This is a genomic window from Nocardioides sp. NPDC006303 (genome assembly GCF_040613175.1).
Taxonomy (GTDB): Bacteria; Actinomycetota; Actinomycetes; order Propionibacteriales; family Nocardioidaceae; genus Nocardioides.
The window spans coordinates 44,954-64,684 of the sequence record NZ_JBEXRR010000033.1 but is presented as its reverse complement, the minus strand read 5'-3'; the positions used below and the strand labels follow the sequence as shown (position 1 = coordinate 64,684).

Annotated in this window: 17 protein-coding genes; 12 read left to right on the top strand and 5 right to left on the bottom strand. The window is 68.4% G+C overall.

Annotated features, from left to right (window positions below; genetic code table 11):
• Positions 1 to 162: 162 nt before the first annotated feature.
• Genes ABZY89_RS21885 through cofD form a run of 3 tightly spaced genes read right to left on the bottom strand, consistent with a single transcriptional unit; the run spans position 163 to position 2,986 of the window.
• Positions 163 to 945 carry a DUF3105 domain-containing protein gene (locus ABZY89_RS21885; RefSeq protein WP_355230576.1) on the bottom strand — a complete coding sequence of 261 codons (783 nt, stop codon included), beginning with the start codon at positions 943 to 945 and terminating at the stop codon, positions 163 to 165.
• Positions 946 to 986: 41 nt separating this feature from the next.
• Positions 987 to 1,952 (bottom strand): coenzyme F420-0:L-glutamate ligase, encoded by a 966-nt coding sequence (locus tag ABZY89_RS21880; RefSeq protein ID WP_355230575.1) that lies wholly within the window; start codon positions 1,950 to 1,952, stop codon positions 987 to 989.
• 20 nt (positions 1,953 to 1,972) lie between these two features.
• Complete coding sequence (cofD, locus tag ABZY89_RS21875) at positions 1,973 to 2,986, bottom strand: 2-phospho-L-lactate transferase (protein ID WP_355230574.1); 1,014 nt, start codon at positions 2,984 to 2,986, stop codon at positions 1,973 to 1,975.
• A 353-nt stretch (positions 2,987 to 3,339) separates the two neighbouring features.
• Here cofD and ABZY89_RS21870 point away from each other — a divergent pair, with 353 nt between their 5' ends.
• The 3 genes from ABZY89_RS21870 (at position 3,340) to ABZY89_RS21860 (ending at position 8,578) form a co-directional block, all read left to right on the top strand.
• Complete coding sequence (locus ABZY89_RS21870; protein WP_008361238.1) at positions 3,340 to 3,594, top strand: WhiB family transcriptional regulator; 255 nt, start codon at positions 3,340 to 3,342, stop codon at positions 3,592 to 3,594.
• A 248-nt stretch (positions 3,595 to 3,842) separates the two neighbouring features.
• Entirely contained in the window at positions 3,843 to 6,749 is a 2,907-nt protein-coding gene (locus ABZY89_RS21865; protein ID WP_355230573.1) for a glycosyltransferase family 2 protein, read from the top strand.
• Positions 6,746 to 8,578, top strand: coding sequence for a DUF5719 family protein (locus ABZY89_RS21860; RefSeq protein WP_355230571.1), 1,833 nt, complete (start codon positions 6,746 to 6,748; stop codon positions 8,576 to 8,578). The genes ABZY89_RS21865 and ABZY89_RS21860 overlap by 4 nt, the downstream gene beginning before the upstream one ends.
• A gap of 485 nt (positions 8,579 to 9,063) precedes the next feature.
• On the opposite strand, the gene ABZY89_RS21855 is transcribed toward ABZY89_RS21860, so the two are convergent.
• Positions 9,064 to 9,480 (bottom strand): metallopeptidase family protein, encoded by a 417-nt coding sequence (locus tag ABZY89_RS21855; protein WP_355230570.1) that lies wholly within the window; start codon positions 9,478 to 9,480, stop codon positions 9,064 to 9,066.
• On the opposite strand from ABZY89_RS21855, the gene ABZY89_RS21850 reads away from it, so the two are divergent.
• From ABZY89_RS21850 to ABZY89_RS21815, 8 genes are all read left to right on the top strand, one after another.
• Positions 9,479 to 9,931: a DUF3499 domain-containing protein gene (locus ABZY89_RS21850; RefSeq protein ID WP_355230568.1), complete on the top strand. Its 453-nt coding sequence runs from the start codon at positions 9,479 to 9,481 to the stop codon at positions 9,929 to 9,931. The two genes, ABZY89_RS21855 and ABZY89_RS21850, sit on opposite strands and share 2 nt — an antisense overlap.
• Positions 9,932 to 9,950: 19 nt before the next feature.
• A complete protein-coding gene (locus ABZY89_RS21845; protein WP_355230566.1) occupies positions 9,951 to 11,354 on the top strand; it encodes a phosphomannomutase/phosphoglucomutase in 1,404 nt (467 codons plus the stop codon).
• Entirely contained in the window at positions 11,351 to 11,551 is a 201-nt protein-coding gene (locus ABZY89_RS21840) for a Trm112 family protein (RefSeq protein ID WP_350659366.1), read from the top strand. Before ABZY89_RS21845 ends, ABZY89_RS21840 begins: the two co-directional genes overlap by 4 nt.
• Positions 11,552 to 11,558: 7 nt before the next feature.
• Complete coding sequence (locus ABZY89_RS21835; RefSeq protein WP_355017886.1) at positions 11,559 to 12,590, top strand: SIS domain-containing protein; 1,032 nt, start codon at positions 11,559 to 11,561, stop codon at positions 12,588 to 12,590.
• A 176-nt stretch (positions 12,591 to 12,766) separates the two neighbouring features.
• Positions 12,767 to 13,579: an ABC transporter substrate-binding protein gene (locus ABZY89_RS21830; protein ID WP_355230565.1), complete on the top strand. Its 813-nt coding sequence runs from the start codon at positions 12,767 to 12,769 to the stop codon at positions 13,577 to 13,579.
• 264 nt (positions 13,580 to 13,843) lie between these two features.
• Positions 13,844 to 14,662: a transporter substrate-binding domain-containing protein gene (locus tag ABZY89_RS21825; RefSeq protein WP_355230563.1), complete on the top strand. Its 819-nt coding sequence runs from the start codon at positions 13,844 to 13,846 to the stop codon at positions 14,660 to 14,662.
• A 120-nt stretch (positions 14,663 to 14,782) separates the two neighbouring features.
• Positions 14,783 to 15,601: a transporter substrate-binding domain-containing protein gene (locus ABZY89_RS21820; protein WP_355230561.1), complete on the top strand. Its 819-nt coding sequence runs from the start codon at positions 14,783 to 14,785 to the stop codon at positions 15,599 to 15,601.
• 27 nt (positions 15,602 to 15,628) lie between these two features.
• Positions 15,629 to 16,588 (top strand): DUF808 domain-containing protein, encoded by a 960-nt coding sequence (locus ABZY89_RS21815; RefSeq protein WP_355230559.1) that lies wholly within the window; start codon positions 15,629 to 15,631, stop codon positions 16,586 to 16,588.
• A gap of 12 nt (positions 16,589 to 16,600) precedes the next feature.
• Here ABZY89_RS21815 and ABZY89_RS21810 read toward each other — a convergent pair whose 3' ends face one another.
• On the bottom strand, positions 16,601 to 17,926 hold the full coding sequence (locus ABZY89_RS21810; RefSeq protein WP_355230557.1) for an NAD(P)-binding domain-containing protein: 1,326 nt from the start codon (positions 17,924 to 17,926) through the stop codon (positions 16,601 to 16,603).
• 259 nt (positions 17,927 to 18,185) lie between these two features.
• Between ABZY89_RS21810 and ahcY the strand changes: the two genes are divergently transcribed.
• Entirely contained in the window at positions 18,186 to 19,625 is a 1,440-nt protein-coding gene (gene ahcY, locus ABZY89_RS21805; RefSeq protein ID WP_355230556.1) for an adenosylhomocysteinase, read from the top strand.
• The last annotated feature ends 106 nt before the right edge of the window (positions 19,626 to 19,731 follow it).

Genomic DNA, 19,731 nt, shown 5'->3' with positions numbered 1-19,731 from the left:
GCAACACAGTCCGGCCGAGCGCCGATAGGACCGTGTTGGTCTCGACACGCCTCCGCCTAGCGGCTCCGGCGGCTCGACCAGCGGAAAACTCGACCAGCGGAAATGAGAGACGGCCGCCTCCCCGAAGGGAGACGGCCGTTTCGTACGTCCTGAGGGGTCAGGTCACATGGCCTGGGCCTCGGGGCTGGAGGTGTAGGGGTACTTCTGCATGAAGTCCTTGATCGCCTCGCCGGAGACGCTTTCGCAGTACTGGAAGACGCCCTTCTGGGTGGACGCCTCGGTCGGGTTGGCCGGGTCGGCGGACCAGTGCGTCATGGCGATGTGGGTGCCCGAGGGGAACTCGGTCTTCTTGTCGCCGGCGACCGCGGTCTCCTTGGCGTCGGCAGCGGTCCACGGAGCCGCGATGAACTTGTAGCGGAAGTTCGAGGTGCCGGCGAACTTGTCACCGATCGCCCGGAGCTCGTTCAGCTCGTCCTCGGAGACGGTCTCGTCGTACCACACGATCGTGTAGCCGTGCTCGAGGTTGTGCACCAGCGCCTCGAGGTCGGGGCGGTCACCGGGGGTGTAGAACTTGCGCGACATGTCGGCCGGGGCGACGTTGGCCTCGTTCCAGTGCGGACCGAAGGCCGGGGGAGCAGTCGTATAGGTCTGCTCGGTGCCGGTGGCGATGTGGTTCTGGTTGCCGTCGGCCGCCATCTCCGTCACCTTCTGGCAGCCGGCCGCCTTGGCGCTCTTGCCGATGTCTGGCAGAGCGACGTCCTTGTACTCGCTGTCCTTGATGAAGCCGCTGATCGGCGTCCATGCGGCAGCGCCGACGATCACGACGGCGAAGGCGATGCAGACACCGATGATCGCCCAGCCTCGGACGCGCTCGGCGCGGCCCTGCTTCTTGCGGATGTCGTTGATGACCGCACGGCGGTCTTTGTTGAGCGACTTGTTGGCCACGGTTCGGCGTACCTCGGGTCTTTTGTCGGGACGCGCAGATTCTAGGTGGTCAGTGGTAGCAGAAGGGAAGTTGCCCCGTGATTGTTCTCCTCGCGCTCGCATCGCCAGCCGTGGGCGAAGGCCAGCGCGGCGATCACCGCTGGGTCGGCTCCGTCAACGCGAAGCCCGTCCTGGTGCGGGACGGGGGCGGTCCCGGTCACCTCGGCGACGGCCGCGGAGAGCTCCTCGACGCTCGCCGGGGCACCGAACGGAGCCTGGTCCTCGACGGCACCCTTCAGAGCACGTACGACGGCCTCCCTGGCCCCGAAGCCGAAGAAGTCCGAGCCCTCGGGGCGGATGAGCGCGCTCGCTCCCGGCCCGTCGTCACCTGGCTCGCGGACGAGGTCCGCCCGGCCCCGCAGGACCGCGAACGGCCGCGCGCCCAGCTTGCCCTGGGAGATCTCGGCCGCCGAGGCGATCTCGTCGACGACGGCGGGGGCGGTGACGACGAGGTCGTTGCCGTAGGCGTCGACCTGGCCGGCGAAGCTCTCCAGCACCTCGAGGCCGGCGGCGCCGATGGCGATGTCGGTCTGCCCGTCGCGCCAGGCGCGTCCGGCGGTGTCGGTGATGATCACCCCGACGTTCGCGCCGGTGCGGTCGCGGAACGTGGCGCGCAGGGCACGCGCGGAGGCGTCGGGGTCCAGGGGGAGCAGCACGATGTAACCGGCCTCGACGTTCGAGGCGTCGATCCCGGCGGCAGCCATCGTCAGCCCGAGGCGGCTGCGCACGATCTGGGTCGGCCCTCGTCGGGCCACCACCCGCGTCGTCTCGCCGGGGAGCGCGTCGTCCCGGTTGCCCTCGCGCACCTGGCCCTCGGCCTTGGAGACGACCTTCGACGTGACCACGACGATGTCGCCGTCGACCAGAGGGGACTCCAGGGCGTCGAGGAGCAGGGCGGCGAGGTCGTCGCCCTTACGCACCTCGGGTACGCCGTCGGGGGCGGTGACGGTGATGCCCTGCCCACTCATCGGCCCAGCCGTGTGCCCTGTCATCGGTTGACCAGCTCGACCGCGGCGGCGGCGATGTCGGCGGTCGCGTCCTCGGAGGACATCCACAGCGGGACGGCGGCCGCCTTCAGCCCCGATTCGGCGAGCGATGGGACCGCGGCGGCGTCGGCGGTGTCGACGAGCCAGCCGTCGAGGACCCCACCGGAGCCCCGCGTCCCATAATGCAGACCGACTCCGGCAGCGGTCGCGTCGACGCCGATGGCAGCGAGCATCTGCTCCGCCATGCCGCGTACGTGGTGACCGCTGATGATCGGCGAGATCCCCACCACGGGGGCCGAGGTGGCGACCAGACCTTCCCGGATCCCGGGTACGCCGAGGATGGTCCCGATCGAGACGACCGGGTTGGACGGGGGCACGATCACCAGGTCGGACTTCAGCAGTGCGTCCATCACCCCGGGGCCCGGCTTCGACTCGTCCTGCCCCACGAAGATCAGCTTCTCGACGGGAACGCCGGCCCGGAGGCGTACCCAGTATTCCTGGAAGTGAACGACCGAGAGTCCACTCGGTGAATTCTCGTCCTTGATCGCCACATGGGTCTCGACGCGGTCGTCGGTCATCGGCAGCAGCCGCACGCGGTCGCCCCATACCGGCTTCAGCCAGCGTTCGCACAACGCGGTGGTGACCTGCGACAACGGAAAGCCGGCCTCGAGCATCTGGGTGCGTACGAGATGCGTGGCGATATCGCGGTCGCCGAGGCCGAACCAGGTCCCGGGGACCTCGTAGGCCTCGAGCTCCTCCTTGATCGACCACGTCTCGGCCTTGCGGCCCCAGCCGCGCTCATGGTCGAATCCGTTGCCGAGGGTGTACATCACCGTGTCGAGGTCGGGGCAGACCTTGACGCCGTGCATCCACAGATCGTCGGCGGTATTGGCGATCACGGTGACCCGGGCATCTTCCTCAATGCCCGGGACACGGCCGGCGGAGATGCCGTGGAGGAGCCCGGAGATGAACTTCGAACCACCATGGCCGCCGGAGAGAACGGTGATGTCACGCATGGCCCTAGCCTCTCAGACGGGGGCCAGCAACCCTGCTCCAGCCGGTGAAGAAAGCCTGTGTTAAAGCGGCCCTAGCAGATTTGAGGGTTGACTTGTGGCACCGACAGGCATGTAATTTCATCAGTGTGATTCGAAATTGAAACGGGGACCGATAGCGGTGGCGACAGCGCTTGAAAATCTCGGGAAGATTTCGGCAGGGAACTGCATCAAAGTCATGGCCTAGGCCGTAACAAGAGGCAGTACCCGCAAAAAACGGGGGGATCGGTTACCTGCCGATGGCGTGAGGTGACTGGCCCAAGATGGGGTCACGGTCCCAAAAACAAGCTGAATAGGGTCGAAAGGTCGGAAAGACGATGAGAGAGCTGTTTCTCCTCGAGCCGGACACCGACGAAGGGGGCTGGCAGGAGCGCGCCCTGTGCGCGCAGACGGATCCGGAGGCGTTCTTCCCTGAAAAGGGTGGATCGACTCGGGAAGCCAAGAAGGTCTGCCAGACCTGCGAGGTGCGCCAGGACTGCCTTGAGTCTGCTCTGGGCAACGACGAGCGCTTCGGAATCTGGGGTGGACTCTCCGAGCGAGAGCGCCGCAAGCTGAAGAAGCGCGCAGTTTGAGCCTGTGGCCTCGCGACGAAGGAGCGAGGTCGCAACGCGAAAAGATCGAGCGAGCGCAACGCCTGAGCTTGCGAAGGCGTGAAGCGGGTCGAGATCTACGAAGGCCGCAACCAAGCACGAGCCAGCAAGGCCCGGACCTCACGGTCCGGGCCTGCTGATCTTTTCCGGACAAATACCTGCGGGGGCGTGGCCGATCGCTCGACAGGTCCATTCGGTCTATCACCAGATGGGCACTAGGGTTGCCGATCGTGCATGCGTCGGTCGCCCTCGTCCTCGTCTCTCATAACGGCGCCGGCTGGCTTCCGACCGTCATCGACGGGATCAGGAACCAGCAGGCTCCGGTGAGCTTTGCCGTCACGATCGACACCGGCTCGACCGACAGGTCCGTCGAGATCTTGGAGGAGACCTTCGCCCAGGTGGTCAAGCTCCCGGCGTCGACGACGTTCGCGGACGCTGCCAATGAGGCGCTCGCCATCCTCCACCAGGCGGCGCAGCCGCCGGAGTGGATCTGGTTCCTCCACGACGATTCCACCCCCGACCCGCACGCGCTCTCGACCCTGCTCGACGCCGCCGCGGAATACCCGGAGGCCGACATCCTCGGCCCCAAGATCCGGGAGTGGCCCTCGCTGCGCCGGATGCTCGAGCTCGGTGTCTCGATCTCGGTCACCGGAGCCCGGGAGACCGGCCTGGAGCGGGGCGAGTACGACCAGGGCCAGCACGACGACGTGCGCCGCGTCCTGGCCGTCAACACCGCCGGCATGCTGATCCGCCGCGAGGTCCTCGAATACCTGGGTGGCTTCGACAAGCACCTCCCGGTCCTCGGCACCGACATGGACCTCGGCTGGCGGGCCGCCAACGCCGGCTTCACGACCATCGCTGTCCCGGACGCGGTCGTCTTCCACGTGGAGGCTGCCCACCGCGGCGTACGCAAGACCCAGCTGACCGGTCGCCGGATCCACTATCAGGAGCGCCGGGCCGCGCTCTACACCCTGCTGGTCAACGGCCGGCCGGGGACGCTGGCGCTGTGGATGGTCAGGTTCTTCTTCCAGACCCTGTGGCGGATGCTCGGCTTCATCCTGGTGCGCGATCCCGGGACTGCGCTCGACGACCTGGCCGCGCTGGGCTGGATCTACGGCCACACCGGCCAGATCATGCTCGCCAAGCGGCGTCGCCGGAAGCAGGCGCACGCCGACAAGGACGTGGTCAAGGCACTGTTGCCCCCGCCCTGGCTGCCCTACCGCCACGGACTCGACTTCGTCTCCGACGTCGCCACCGCGGTCACCCTGCAGGCCTCCGACATCGCCGAGCGGCGCCAGATGGCGCAGGCCGAGGCCGACCCGGCCTCCTTCGCCGCCAAGCGGCAGGCCGATCGGGCCCAGCTGGAGGAGGACGAGATCCCCGCCGAGACCGGATGGCTGGTGCGTCTGTTCACCAACCCGGTCGCGGTGCTCCTGGTCGTCGTCGGCATCCTCGGTGTCATCGGGGCGCGTGCGGCGCTCGGCGGCGTTGCCGGCAGCGGCCTCGGGCCGACACCCCAGAACGTGGGCGACTGGTGGCAGCTGCAGTTCGAGTCGTGGCACGCGATCTCGCAGGGGACCGGTGTGCCCGCGCCGCCGCACGTCTTCCCGCTGGCGGTGCTCGCGACGTTCCTCGGCGGCAACCCGAGCCTGGCGGTCACCGCCGTCATGCTGCTCAGCTTCCCGATCGCGCTCGGCGGTGCATGGCGGCTGCTGCGGGTCGCGGGTCGGCTGATCAGCCACCTCGGCGCACCTCGCTGGCTGCTGCTGTGGGGCGCGACGGCGTACGCCCTGGTTCCCTATGTCAGCGGTGCCTTCGGTGACGGCCGGATCGGTGCGGTCGTGGTCGGCGCGCTGCTGCCCTGGCTCGCCCACGCCGCGCTCGGGTTCAGCGACCCCGTCGCCGACCGCCGCTGGCGCGCCGGGTGGCGCACCGGCCTGCTGCTGACCGTCATCACCGCCTTCGCGCCGATGGCCTTCCTGGTCGCGGCTGTCTTCGCGGCGGTCATCTTCATCGTCGCCCGCCGCCTGATGCCCGCCGTGCTCAGCGACCGCGACCAGTGGGGTCCGCCCACCGCGGCCATCGCGACACCGGTCGGGCTGCTGCTTCCGTGGTGGCTGCCCGCGCTCTTCTCCGGCGGCTGGGCCGCTCTGCTGCTCGACCCGGGCCGGCTGCCGGCCCCGGCCGCCGGCGGGTTCGACCTGCTCGTGGGCCGCCTGACCGGGCTCGACGGTGCCGACCTCGGTGCCCCGTGGTGGCTGGGCCTGGCGCTGCCGCTGCTCGCCGTGCTCGCGCTGATCCCGAGCCGCACCCGGATCCCGGTCATGGTCTGCTGGATCGGCGCGGTCGCGACGGCGGCCGTCACGATGCTGCTGTCCTGGATCCCGATCCCGCTCGACGCCGGCATCGCCCGGGTCGGCTGGGGCTTCCCGCTGGTCGCCATCCAGGGCTTCGCGGTGGTCGCGGCGGTGCTGGGTGCCCAGGGCGCCATCCTCGACGGCCTCAGCGGGCTGCGGAAGGTCATGGTCGGCGCGGCCGCTGCGGCCGCTGCGGTCGGCGTCGTCGGCAGCCTCGGCTGGTTCGTCTACGCCGGCACCGGAGACCTCACCGACAACACCCGGGCCCTCGGCCACATCGGGGTGCCCTCCTACATGCTCGACCCGACCTCGACCACGCTCGGCCCGGAGGACGGCGTCCTCGTGCTGCGCGGTTCGGTCGACGACGGCATCCGCTACGCCGTCCTGCGCAACGACGGGATCACCCTCGGTGAGGACGAGATCGCGCAGGTCGCCGGTGGCTCCGAGGAGCTCACCGGAGTGGTACGCCGCCTGGCCGCCGACCCCGACGACGCGGTGATCGGTGATCTGGCCGCCCAGGGCGTGGCCTACATCGTGATGCCCGGGCCGGCCGACTCCTCGGTCGCCGAGGGGATCGACGCCTCCGGGTCGGTGACCCAGGCGAGCACCGTCGAGCGTTCGACGCGTGCCTGGCTGCTCGACTCCGAGCCGAGCGATCCGGGCGTGACCAAGTCACAGTCCATCATCCGTACGATCCTGTTGGTCCTGGCCGGGATCGGGCTGTTCGTGGTCCTGGTCCTGTGCCTGCCGACGCTGATCCAGAGGAGGGAGTCGGCATGAGTCACTCACGAGACCCCTACGACCGCTCGCACGAGCCGCAGACCGACGACGTCTACGGCCAGGAGCCGTGGATGCTGGACCCGTTCGCCGACCCCTACACGGGGCAGACGGCCCAGACGCCGCCGGAGGGCTACACCCCGGAGCAGCTCTACGCCCAGGAGCCGTACGTGCCGGGCCCGGAGACGGGACAGATGCTCGCCCAGACGGGCTACCCGCCGGCGTACGAGGGCGACTATCAGACCGGCGACTATCGGACCGGCGAGTTCCGGAGCGGCCTCGAGCCGGAGTTCGAGGCTTGGCCGACCGCCGACGAGATGCGGGCGGAGGAGCCGGAGGCCGAGCAGGAGCCGGCCAAGGGCGGACGGATGGCCGCTGCCGCCGCGGCAGCGGCCGCCGCGCGACCCCGGCTGCGCCGCGTACGCAGGCAGCGCGGTCGCCGCCTCGACAACACCGTGCTCGTGGCAGTGGGTCTCGTCGGCGCGATGGCCGTCGCGCTGCTGCTCAACCGGCCCCACCAGTGGGAGCAGCCGAAGCTGGCCGCCGACAGCAGCGCGCCGACGGCGGCCACCGTGGTGTGCCCCGGGAAGCCGAAGTCCGGCGCCGACCAGGTCGCCGTCACCAACGCTGCCGAGGGATCCGGCAAGGTCACGCTGAGCGGTCCGGGTGCGGGCAACGGCGCGGAGACGACCGTAGGGGCCGGCAAGGTCACCCGCGCGTCGGTCAAGCCCGGCTCGGTCGTGGTCAAGGCGGGCAAGGAGGTCGCGCCCGGGCTGGTCGCGGGACGTTCGACGACCAAGCCGCTCGCGGCGACGGGCTGCCTGCCTCCGCAGGCGGAGGCCTGGTTCCCGGGCGTCGGTGCGGGCGCCACCCACAACTCGATCCTCGAGCTCACAAACCCCAACAGCGGTGCGGCCACGGTCGACATCTCGCTCTACGACGAGAAGGGCGTGGTGGCGGTCCCCGAGGACCTCCGCGGCGTCGCGATCCCCGGCAACACCACCCGCACCTTCGACCTGCTGCACGTGATCCCGCGCAAGGGCGAGCTCTCCCTGAAGACCACGGTCGTACGCGGCCAGGCCGGGGTGATGGTCCGCGACCGTGCCGTCGCACTCGAGACGCAGGGTGGCAGCGAGGACTACTTCCCGGGCCAGTCGACTCCGGCCGAGACCAACCTGCTGGTCGGCTACCCCAACAAGTCCGCGAGCCGCACCCTCACCGTGACCAACCCGGGCGATGCCCAGGTGAGCGCCGAGCTGCGCCTGCTCACCCCGAAGAACGTACTCACCCCGGAGGGCGCTCCGGAGATCAGCGTGCCGCCCAACGGGCAGACGCAGATCGACCTGACCAAGTTGCTCGGCAAGGACAGCGCCGGCGACGCGTACGGCGTCGAGATCGTCGCCACCGGCCCGGTCGCCACCGCGATGCGCTCCGTCGACGGCGGCGACGTCGCGATCACCACGGCCACCGAGACGATCTCGGAGCCGACCGCGGTGGTCGTCCCCGCCGGCGGCGGCGTCGGCAAGAAGCGGGTCCTGATCTCCGGCCCGGTCACCAAGACCGGGGCCAGCGGCACCGTCAAGGTGGTCCCGATGACCGCGAAGGGCAAGGCGCTCAAGGCCAAGTCCGTCGAGGTCGGCCCGGGGCTGGGTGCCGAGGTCGAGGTACCCGCGGAGGCAGCGCTGATCCAGCTCGTGCCCGAGGGGGTCGAGATCAACGCGGCCGTGGCGATGAGTGGCGACGGCGACGCGGTCGTCCCGTTCCGGCCGCTGCGCTCGGAGGTACGCACCGCGGGGGTTGCTCCCGGGCTGCCGTTGCCGTTGGAGCCCTAGCACTGCGGGTCGGCGGCAGGGGTTTGGTGCAGAGATTTGGGTTGGGCGGGGGATTGGGAGCTCGGGCGGTCGGGTCGACCAGTGGAAAGAATTTTCTTTCCGCCCGGGGACCAGCTCGGCAGACGGGTCGGGGAGGCGAACGAATTTTCGTTCGCCTCCAGATGCTGCCTCGGCTGGGGTGGGGTTGGCGGGGTGGAAGAAATTTTTCTTTCATGCGGAGACCCCATGATTGGCGTAGGCGTGGAAGGGTCACCTTCCGTGGGTGAGTGTGCCGTGGCCACACCCGGGCCGCCGCCCCGATAGCCAGCCAAGTCTTTCTCGATCTGGTCCGGTGTCAAGGACCGCGAAGCGGCCGGCGAAGCCGGCGCCCGAAGGGCGTCCTTGACGCCGGTCCAGATCGAGAGACCCTCAAAGAACGGGTCGGCGGCCCAGACCAGCCACAAAATCTCGGTACCAAAGCGCGCCGGTACGAGAAAGACTCGCCCTCAAGGCTGATAGCGCGGATCGACATCCTCGGCGGCGATCCCGAGCAGGTCCGCGATCTGCTCGACCACGACCATGAGCACCATCGCCTCGACCTCGGAGCGGGTGTTGCAGCGGTGCTCGATCGGCCGCCGGTAGATCACCAGCCGCGCGGGTTTCGCGCCCGAGCCGCGCTCGAGCGACCCGAGCGGGATGTGGTCCTCGACGGTCCACTCCTTGGGGATGTCCGGCGACTCCTCGACGGCGTACTCGATCAGGCCCAGCCGTGACTGCCAGCGACCATCGATCTCGGTGACGATGGCGAGCGCGATGTCGTCGAAGCGCTCGCGGCGGGTGCGCAGGACCGGCACCTTCGGGTCGGTCGGGACGGCCATCGGCCCGCGAGTCCCACGGCCGTGCCGATCCCTGTGCCTGGTCATGTACGCGAGCCTAACTGCGCGGCTGGCCTCAGGGGAGTACGGTTCACCCGTGACTGCTCGTCGTTGTTCGCGTACCGCCTGCCAGCGTCAAGCCGTCTGCACGCTCACCTATGTGTACGCCGACCAGACGGCCGTTCTCGGCCCGCTGGCGACCTATGCCGAGCCGCATGCCTATGACCTGTGCGAGGAGCATGCCGAGCGGCTGTCCGCGCCTCGGGGCTGGGAGGTCGTCAGGCTGGCCCGTGAGCCCGTCGACCCGCAGCCCAAGGGCGATGACCTGCTGGCTCTGGCCGATGCCGTCCGTGAGGCCGCGAGGCCGCCGGCTCCGTCCCCGCGAGGACCCGTCGGGGCACCCGCGCAGGACGACGCCGACGAGCCGGGGGCGAACGACGGCCAGCCCCGCCCCGGCGGCACCCGCCGCGGGCACCTCCGCGTGCTGACGTCGGAGTAGGACGACTAGAGTTCCGGACATGCCGGAGAGAGTCGACCCCGACATCGCCAACGCCGTCTTCAAGGCGTACGACGTCCGTGGCACCGTCCCTGACCAGATCGACGAGAACCTCGCCCGACTCGCCGGGCGGGCCTTCGTGCACGTCGTCGGCGCCCGCGGTGGCGAGATCGTCGTCGGCCACGACATGCGCCCCAGCTCTCCGGCGCTCTCGGGAGCCTTCGCCGACGGTGCGACCGAGGCGGGCGCCGACGTGACGATGATCGGGCTGGCTTCGACCGACGAGCTCTACTTCGCCTCCGGTCACCTCGGCCTGCCGGGCGCGATGTTCACCGCGAGCCACAACCCGGCGCAGTACAACGGGATCAAGCTGTGCCGGGCCAACGCGGTCCCGGTCGGCGCCGAGACCGGGCTCGACGAGATCCGCGACCTGGTCATCTCCGGCGAGGCCCCGATGGCCGACGTCTCCGGCGACATCAGCGAGACCGATGTGCTGGAGGCGTACGCCGCGCACCTGCTCGGCCTGGCCCCGGTCAAGGGTCGCCGGCTCACCGTCGTCGCCGACGCCGGCAACGGCATGGCCGGCCACACCGCGCCCGCGGTCTTCGGCCGCCTGGGTGAGGAGGCCGTCGAGCTGATCCCGATGTACTTCGAGCTCGACGGCACCTTCCCCAACCACGAGGCCAACCCGCTCGACTCGACCACGCTGGTCGATCTGCAGGCCAAGGTGCGCGAGACCGGCGCCGACGCCGGCCTGGCCTTCGACGGCGACGCCGACCGCTGCTTCCTGGTGGACGAGAAGGGCGACGTGGTCAGCCCGAGCGCGATCACCGCCCTGATCGCCGAGCGTGCCCTGGCCCTGGAGCCCGGCGCGACGATCATCCACAACCTGATCACCTCCCGCGCGGTTCCCGAGATCGTCACCGAGCTCGGCGGCACCCCGGTGCGCACCCGCGTCGGCCACTCCTACATCAAGGCCGTGATGGCCGAGTCCGAGGCGGCCTTCGGCGGCGAGCACAGCGGCCACTTCTACTTCCGCGACTTCTGGCGCGCCGACTCCGGCATGCTCGCCGCGCTGCACGTCCTCGGCGCCCTCGCCGAGACCGACAAGCCGCTGAGCGAGCTGCTGGCTGCTTACGCTCGCTATCCGATGAGCGGCGAGATCAACTCCACCGTCCCCGACCAGGCCGCCACCGTGGCCGAGATCGAGAAGGCGTACGCAGGTCGCGACGGTGTCACCGTCGACAAGCTCGACGGCCTGACCCTCTCTCACGCCGACTGGTCGTTCAACGTACGCGCCTCCAACACCGAGCCGCTGCTGCGGCTCAACGTGGAGGGCAAGGACACACTCACCATGGAGCGCGTGCGCGACGAGGCGCTCGCGATCATCCGAAAGACTCCACCGAACGAAAGGCGAGGCGCATGACTGGCGCAACGACCCCTCTGGGCCTGAGCGAGAAGCTGCTCGAGATCATCGTCTGCCCGCAGTGCCACGGCGACCTCCTGCCCGTCGAGGCCGACAGTGAGCTGGTCTGCCAGGGGGAGTGTGGGCTGGCCTACCCGGTCCGCGACGGCATTCCCGTCCTGCTCATCGACGAGGCCCGTCCCACCAAGGGCGAGTGAGGCCGCGATGACCTGGTTCGACGAGTCCAGGCTGGACGACGAGCGGGCGCTGGCCGGTATCGACCTGCTGCTGCGGTCGCTGGCCGAGTCCGGAGCCCGGGTCCGCCGGGAGGCTGCGGGGGCCGCAGAGCCCCTGCAGGAGGCCGTACGCCGCGCCGCGGAGACCGGCCGACCCCGGGCCGTCGTCGCCGCAGGTCCCGACTCGCGCCTGCTGCGCGCGGTCCTCGAGCCGTTCTGCCCGGTGCCGTTCGTTGCCTGGCCGGCCCCGGGCCTGCCGGGCTGGGCCGGGAGCCTCGATCTCGTGGTCGTGCTGGCCCCGACCGGCTCCGACCCGGGGGAGGCCTCGGCCGCCGCCGAGGCCGTCCGCCGTGGCGCCCAGCTGGTCGTGGCCGCTCCGGAGAAATCGCTGGTCGCCCAGCACGCCGAGGGGCGCGACAGCACCCTGCTCCCGGTCGAGGGCGGCGACACGCTCGCGATGGCGATCCTGATGCTCACCTATCTCAACTCGGTCGGTCTCGGTCCGGAGGCCGACGCGGACAAGGTGGCCGACGCACTCGACGACGTCGCCACCGCCTGCTCGCCGCATCGCGACATCTCGGTCAACCCGGGCAAGATCCTGGCGATCTCGCTGGCCGACTCGCTCCCGGTCGTGTGGGGTGGCTCCGTCCTGGCCGCCCGCGCCGCCCGGCGCGTCGCCGAGAACCTGCGCCGGGCCAGCGGCCGCGGTGCCATCGCCGGTGACGCCGACGACCTGCTCCCGGTCCTCGAGGCGGCGCGGCCGCGCAACGTCTTCGATGACCCCTTCGCCGAGGAGGAGGCGTCCGTACGTCCCGTTCTGGTCATCCTCGACGACGGCGCGACCGATCCGATCATGGTCGAGCAGCGACGCCTGCTCACCGAGGCGGCGGACACGCGCGGCGTACGGGTGGAGGTCGTCGAGGCGAACGCGACCACGGAGGTCGCCCGCTACGCGTCCCTGCTGCTCCAGGGCACATACTCCGCGGAGTATCTTCGTTTGGGTCTGGTTAACGACGGTTAATTCCGAATGACGGACCGAACCGTGTGATCTGGCTCATATCGCACGGTCAGGGTCGTTGGTGACGTCTCGCTATGGGCTGAAGACCCTGGACGTCGGGGAGTGGCCTGCTGTTCGATTTGGCAACAATTCAGCCACATCGAAGGCTGGCCCCCTCCCTGGAACAGGATCCCCCTCCCATGAGCCAGACCAAGTTCGTCGTCGCCGGTGCCCTTGCCGTCCTGGGCGCGTTCGTCTTCAGCGGACGACTCTCCGACCCCGCGCCGCCCGCGGCCGACGAGGCGAGCGCGGCGGCCGGCGGCACCCTCCGGATCGGCGTCGACAGCGCCGAGCCGGCGTACTACAAGGTCGACGGCGTCACCAAGGGCTTCGACTACCAGATGGCGCGCAGCGTCGCCGAGGGCATGGGCGCGGAGCCGGAGTTCGTGGAGATGGAGTTCAACGAGCTCTTCCCGGCCCTCGAGGCGGGCAAGATCGACATGATCGGCGCCCAGGTCACCAAGACCGACGAAGCGGAGAGGAAGTACGACTTCAGCGCTCCGTACTTCGTGACGTACGTGTCCTTCCTCGCCCCGAAGAACTCGACCATCAAGAGCCGCGACGACATCGACGGCAAGAAGGTCGCCGTCGTCGAGGGCACCGTCCAGGAGCGCTACCTCGAGGAGCAGTACGAAGACGTCACCGTCATCAAGACTCCGAACGCGGACGCCGCGGTCAGGTCGATGGGGCGGGGCGAAGCCGACGCGTTCTTCTACGGCGCTCCCTACTCCGAGTCGGTCATCAAGGGCGCGCCGATCCCGCTGACCGAGCCGATCGTCTACCAGGCCGAGGACGCCCCGATCGGGTTCGTGGTTCGGGAGGGTGATCAGCGCAAGGAGCAGATCGACGGGGTCATCGAGGACATGGTCCTCGATGGGGAGTGGGTGAAGATCAAGACGGACTACTTCGAGGCGGTCCCGCTCTCCGAGGTCTTCAGGGAAAAGGGCGCCTGATGCGCGAGTGTCTGTGTTTGATTCCGTTCACCTGGGCCGGCTTCTCGAAGGTGAATGATGCGCGTGATCTGTGTCACGCACTGCGGTGAAGGTTGGGTCACGGATCGTGACCGATCGTGACGACGATGGACGAAAACCTGGACGCGGGGGAGCAGACAGGTGTTTGATGCAACATCGTCCGGCCACTTGTGGCCAGCACGTCTCGGATTCTCGGCGCCGACGTGACGGGCATGCCCCACCATCCCGAAAACACAGGACTTCCGCATGAATCACATCAAGTTTGTCGTCGCCGGCGCCCTGGCCCTCCTAGGGGTCCTGGTCATCGGCGGCTACTTCGCCGACCCAGCCCCGAAAGCGACCGACGAGAAGAGTGCCTCCGCGGGAGGCACGCTGCGGATCGGTGTCGACGGCACCGAGCCCGCCTTCTACAAGGTCGACGGCGTGACCAAAGGGTTCGACTACGAGATGGCGCTCGGCGTCGCCGAGGGTCTGGGTGCCAAGCCGGAGTTCGTGGTGATGGACTTCAGTGACCTCTTCACCGCCCTCGAGGCCGGCGAGATCGACATGATCGGCGCCCAGGTCACCGAGACCGCGGAGCGGAAGCAGGACTTCGACTTCACCGCGCCCTACTTCGTCACCTACCTGTCCTTCCTCACCCCGGAGGGCTCGGCGATCAAGACGCGCGACGACATCGACGGCAAGAACATCGCGGTCGTCGAGGGCACGATCCACGAGCGCTATCTCGACGAGCAGTACGACAACGTCAACGTCGTCAAGGCCAAGGACGAGGACACCGCGGTCAAGGCGATCCAGGACGGCAAGGCGGACGCGTTCTTCTACGACGCCCCCTACACAACGCCGATCATCGCTCGCTGGCAGGACAGGTTCCCGCTGAAGGAGGCGATCGTCTACCCGGCGGACGATGCTCCGATCGGGTTCGTCATGCAGAAGGGTGACGAGCGCAAGGAGACGATCGACGGGGTCATCGAGGAGATGATCCTCGATGGGAAGTGGTTGAAGATCAAGAAGGAGTATTTCAAGGAGTACCCCCTCTCGGAGGTCTTCAAGGACAAGGGCGCCTGAGCCTGACGCGGCTCGCCCCACTTTGGGGCGCCTGAAGTCCAGTAGCCTACGATGCCCGCTGGCCCGGCTCAGCCAGGTCACAGTGTCTCGGCGCACCCCTCCCCCCAACCAGGACGTCGTATGAAATCCCTGAAGTTCATCCTTGCGGGCGCGGTCACCCTTCTGGTGATCCTGATCGTGGTCTCCAACACGGTTGAGACGACCGGCCCCTCCTCCGCCAGGCGCAGCAGCGCCGCCGATGACGGCCAGCTCAAGATCGGTGTGCTGGACAGCGCGCCGGTCTACTACACCGATGGCTCCACCGTGAAGGGCTTCGACTACGAGGTGGCCCTCGGCGTCACCGAGTCGCTCGGCATCAAGCCGTCGTTCATTCCGATGGACTTCGCCGACCTGTTCACCGCGCTCGACGAAGGCAAGATCGACATGATCGCCTCTCAGGTGAGCGTGACCGAGGAGCGCGAGGAGGCGTACGACTTCTCGCACCCCTACTTCGTCACCTACCTGTCCTTCACGACGCCGAAGAACTCCCCGATCAAGAAGCTCAAGGACATCAACGGCACCCGGGTCGCCATCGTGGACGGCACCGCGCAGGAGAGCATCCTCAAGGCCCGCTTTCCCAAGGCCGAGATCGTGAAGCGGAAGAACGAGGCGGCCGCGCTCGAGGCGGTCGCCGAGGGCAAGGCGGACTCGTTCTTCTACGACGCGCCGTTCACCGAAGGACTGATCAAGAGCGCCCCGATCACGATGGAGGAGCGGATCGTCTTCCCCTCCGACAAGGCACCCATCGCCTTCGTCTTCCGCAAGGGCGACGGGCTCAGGGACCAGGCCGACAGCGCGATCGACGAGATGATCGTCAACGGGGACTGGCTGCGGATCAAGACCGACTACTTCAGGGAATACCCGCTCTCGGAGCGGTTCCGGGAGCAGGGCGTCGAGTAGCACGACCCGCCCGCTAAGGTTCGAGTTATGAGCGCCGGACTCTTCGCACTCCTCGACGACGTAGCCGCCATCGCCAAGCTGGCGGCTGCGTCCGTCGACGACGTCGGCGCTGCCGCCGGCAAGGCCTCGGCCAAGGCCGCCGGTGTCGTCATCGACGACACCGCGGTGACGCCGCAGTACGTCCACGGCATCGCCGCAGAGCGCGAGGTGCCGATCATCAAGAAGATCGCCTTCGGCTCGCTGCGCAACAAGCTGCTGATCATCCTGCCGGTGGCGCTGATCCTGGCGCAGTGGGCGCCGTGGGCGATCACGCCGATCCTGATGCTCGGTGGTGCGTTCCTCGCCTTCGAGGGTGTCGAAAAGGTCCTGGAATGGGTCCGGCCGCGCGAGGAGACCCACGAGACGCCGGTCGTCCTGGAAGGGCCCGAGGCCGAGAAGACGATGATCGCGGGTGCCGTACGCACCGACCTGATCCTCTCCACCGAGATCATGGTGATCGCGCTCAACGAGGTCATCGACCAGGGCTTCTGGATGCGGCTCGGCGCCCTGGTGGCGGTCGCCTTCCTGATCACGATCGTGGTCTACGGCGTGGTCGCCCTGATCGTGAAGATGGACGACGCCGGCCTGTCGCTCTCCCAGCGCCCCGGTGCCTTCGCCCAGCGGCTCGGCCTGGGCATGGTCTCGGCGATGCCGAAGGTGCTCGCCGTGATCTCGGTGGTCGGCACCATCGCGATGCTCTGGGTCGGTGGCCACCTGATCCTCGTCGGTGTCCACGACGTCAACGGCCTCGCCGCCGGCCACCCCGGCTGGGCGTGGCCCTACGACACCGTCCACCACCTCGAGGAGGAGGTCCACCACGCCCTCGGCGCCGTCGGCGCGGCCGCGGCCTGGCTGGTCAACACCTTCTTCTCCGCCCTTGTCGGCCTCATCGTCGGCTCGGTCGTGGTCGGCGTACTCCACCTGCTGCCGATCAAGAAGAAGCACTGACGCCACCTGCATCTACCCGGCCGCGGCTGCTCGTGCCTCGCCGGCCTCGATCTCGGCCATCAGGTCGATGACGTAGCGGGCGAAGTCGATCTGGATGGTGTGGCGTGGGGCGGCGTAGTACTGCTCCAGGTGAGCCTCCTCGTCTGCCTTCAGGATGCGCTCCTGATCCTCGACGGGTGGAAGCACATAGCTCCCGGTGAGCAGGCGGGCCAGGAGCTTGGACTGCTGCTCGGCGAGGTTGACGATGGTGGGGGAGGACTGGGCGAGCCCCATGAAGTAGAGGTGGTCGGCGCCCGGCTTGATCATCCGCTTGAACAGCGGATAGCGGTGGTCCGCGTCGGGATGCAGCGAGACCTCGGCGGGGTCGAAGAACGGGAACGACATGTCGTAGCCGGTTGCCGCGATCACCACGTCCGCCTCGACCGACGAGCCGTCGACGAGGTGCACCGTCGATCCCTCGAACCGAGCGATCTCGGGGAGCATGTGGATGTCGCCCGAGCCGGCTTTGGTCAGGAAGTCGGCGCTGACCGACGGATGCGCGGACAGCGGCTCGTGGTCGGGCTCCGGGAGCCCGTACGTCGACATCGACCCGACCAGCCCGCGGATCAGCTCGCGGGAGGCCGCCAACGCCTGTTCCTTGGGGATGTCGGGCGGCGCCATCACCTTGTCGGCAGGCTGCCCGTTGCGATACTTCGGCAGCACCCACACGCCCCGTCGCGCGGAGACGTACAGCTTCGACGCCATCCAAGGCGAGGACAGCTCCGAGGCGATGTCCATCGCCGAGTTGCCCATCCCGACCACGATCACCCGCTTGCCGCGGATCTCGACGGGCTCGAACGGGGAGACGTAGGAATGGCTGTGGACGATCTCGCCGGCGAACTCGCCTTCCCACGCAGGCAGCCGCGGTGACCAGTGGTGGCCGTTGGCGACCACCAGATCGGTGTAGGAGCGGGTCTCCCCGGTCGACAGGGTGACCTCCCAGGACCGGTCCTCGCGCTGCGTGGCTCGTTCGACTCCGGTGTTGAACGTGATCTGCTCCCGCAGCCGGAAGTGGTCGGTGTAGTCGCGGAAGTACTGGTGGATCAGGGTGTGGTGCGGGAAGTGCGGGAACGACTCCGGCGCGGGGAAGTCCTCGAACTCCAGCCGGCTGGTCGAGGTGTCGATGTGCAGCGACTCGTAGACCGAGGAGAGCCCGTTGGGGTTGCGGAAGTACCAGTTCCCGCCGACGTCGTCGGAGAGCTCGAACTGGTCGTAGGCGACCCCGAACTCCTTGAGCCGCTTGGCCGTCGTGATCCCCGAGCAACCGGCGCCGATGATGCAGACTTTGACCTCGCTCATCGGGCCACCTCCGTGCCGGCCGCCCCACGCACTCGAAGGCGATGCGTTCGTAGGCGTCGGTGGTCGGGTGTGGGTGCTGTCATGTCCGCCAATAATAGGAACTTGTTCTAGTTTTCGACAGGGTTACGGGCGAACTGTTGGTTCCGGATTACCGCTCCCGTCAACCAGCGCTTGTAGTCTGAGAGCAACCTGCGTGGGAGATCCCGCTGATGCGCAGATGCGCGACGCAGGCCCGCATTAACTTCGGTAAGGAATAACCATGGACTACAAGGTTGCCGACCTGAGCCTGGCCGAGTTCGGCCGCAAGGAGCTCTCCCTCGCCGAGCACGAGATGCCGGGCCTGATGGCCATGCGCGAGCGCTATGGCAAGGACCAGCCGCTCAAGGGCGCCCGCATCGCCGGCTCGCTGCACATGACGATCCAGACCGGCGTCCTGATCGAGACGCTGACCGCGCTCGGCGCCGACGTGCGCTGGGCCACCTGCAACATCTTCTCTACCCAGGACCACGCCGCCGCTGCCGTCGTCGTCGGCAACGGCACCGCCGAGGACCCCCAGGGCACCCCGGTCTTCGCCTGGAAGGGCGAGACCCTGGCGGAGTACTGGGACGAGGCCGAGAAGGTCTTCGACTTCACCGACGCCGACGGCAACAAGGTCGGCCCGAACATGCTCCTCGACGACGGCGGCGACATCACGCTGCTCGTCCACAAGGGTGTCGAGTTCGAGAAGGCCGGCGCCGTGCCGGGCCAGGACTCCACCGACAACGAGGAGTTCAAGGAGGTCCTCCGGGTCCTCGACCGCTCGCTGAAGAACGACCCGCAGCGCTGGACCAACATCGCCAACGGCATCAAGGGCGTCACCGAGGAGACCACCACCGGTGTCCTGCGCCTCTACGACCGGTTCAAGGAGGGCTCGCTCCTCTTCCCGGCGATCAACGTGAACGACTCGGTCACCAAGTCGAAGTTCGACAACAAGTACGGCTGCCGCCACTCGCTCATCGACGGCATCAACCGCGCCACCGACGTGATGATCGGCGGCAAGGTCGCGGTCGTGTGCGGCTACGGCGACGTCGGCAAGGGCTCCGCGGAGTCGCTGCGCGGCCAGGGTGCTCGCGTCATCGTCACCGAGATCGACCCGATCTGCGCGCTGCAGGCGGCGATGGACGGCTACGAGGTCCGCCGCCTGGAGTCGGTCGTCGAGACCGCCGACATCTTCATCACCACGACGGGCAACTTCGACATCATCCGGGTCGAGCACTTCGAGAAGATGAAGAACCAGGCCATCGTCGGCAACATCGGCCACTTCGACAACGAGATCGACATGGCCGGCCTCGCGAAGATCCCGGGCATCGTCAAGGACGAGATCAAGCCGCAGGTCCACCAGTGGATCTTCCCTGATGGGAAGAAGATCATCGTGCTCTCCGAGGGCCGCCTGCTCAACCTGGGCAACGCCACCGGTCACCCGAGCTTCGTGATGTCGAACTCGTTCACCAACCAGACGCTGGCCCAGATCGAGCTCTTCACCAAGACGGACGAGTACCCGATCGGCGTCTACGTCCTGCCCAAGGCGCTCGACGAGGAGGTCGCCCGCCTCCACCTCGGCGCCCTCGGTGTCGAGCTCACCGAGCTCAAGCAGGAGCAGGCCGACTACCTCGGCGTCCCGGTCGAGGGTCCCTACAAGTCGGACCACTACCGCTACTGATCAACCCTCGCCGAGTCGGCTCGTTCTGACCGAAAACCTCGCCGAGTCGGCTCGTCATGACGAGCCGACTCGGCAGGGAATCGGGTCAGGACGAGCCGACTCGCGC

What these genes read in the sequence shown, in the direction of transcription:
- ABZY89_RS21880 (WP_355230575.1), bottom strand. Translation starts at nt 1,952, where the DNA reads ATGAGTGGGCAGGGCATCACCGTCACCGCCCCCGACGGCGTACCCGAG.
- cofD (WP_355230574.1), bottom strand. Translation starts at nt 2,986, where the DNA reads ATGCGTGACATCACCGTTCTCTCCGGCGGCCATGGTGGTTCGAAGTTC.
- ABZY89_RS21870 (WP_008361238.1), top strand. Translation starts at nt 3,340, where the DNA reads ATGAGAGAGCTGTTTCTCCTCGAGCCGGACACCGACGAAGGGGGCTGG.
- ABZY89_RS21860 (WP_355230571.1), top strand. Translation starts at nt 6,746, where the DNA reads ATGAGTCACTCACGAGACCCCTACGACCGCTCGCACGAGCCGCAGACC.
- ABZY89_RS21850 (WP_355230568.1), top strand. Translation starts at nt 9,479, where the DNA reads ATGTACGCGAGCCTAACTGCGCGGCTGGCCTCAGGGGAGTACGGTTCA.
- ABZY89_RS21855 (WP_355230570.1), bottom strand. Translation starts at nt 9,480, where the DNA reads ATGACCAGGCACAGGGATCGGCACGGCCGTGGGACTCGCGGGCCGATG.
- ABZY89_RS21845 (WP_355230566.1), top strand. Translation starts at nt 9,951, where the DNA reads ATGCCGGAGAGAGTCGACCCCGACATCGCCAACGCCGTCTTCAAGGCG.
- ABZY89_RS21840 (WP_350659366.1), top strand. Translation starts at nt 11,351, where the DNA reads ATGACTGGCGCAACGACCCCTCTGGGCCTGAGCGAGAAGCTGCTCGAG.
- ABZY89_RS21835 (WP_355017886.1), top strand. Translation starts at nt 11,559, where the DNA reads ATGACCTGGTTCGACGAGTCCAGGCTGGACGACGAGCGGGCGCTGGCC.
- ABZY89_RS21830 (WP_355230565.1), top strand. Translation starts at nt 12,767, where the DNA reads ATGAGCCAGACCAAGTTCGTCGTCGCCGGTGCCCTTGCCGTCCTGGGC.
- ABZY89_RS21825 (WP_355230563.1), top strand. Translation starts at nt 13,844, where the DNA reads ATGAATCACATCAAGTTTGTCGTCGCCGGCGCCCTGGCCCTCCTAGGG.
- ABZY89_RS21820 (WP_355230561.1), top strand. Translation starts at nt 14,783, where the DNA reads ATGAAATCCCTGAAGTTCATCCTTGCGGGCGCGGTCACCCTTCTGGTG.
- ABZY89_RS21815 (WP_355230559.1), top strand. Translation starts at nt 15,629, where the DNA reads ATGAGCGCCGGACTCTTCGCACTCCTCGACGACGTAGCCGCCATCGCC.
- ABZY89_RS21810 (WP_355230557.1), bottom strand. Translation starts at nt 17,926, where the DNA reads ATGAGCGAGGTCAAAGTCTGCATCATCGGCGCCGGTTGCTCGGGGATC.
- ahcY (WP_355230556.1), top strand. Translation starts at nt 18,186, where the DNA reads ATGGACTACAAGGTTGCCGACCTGAGCCTGGCCGAGTTCGGCCGCAAG.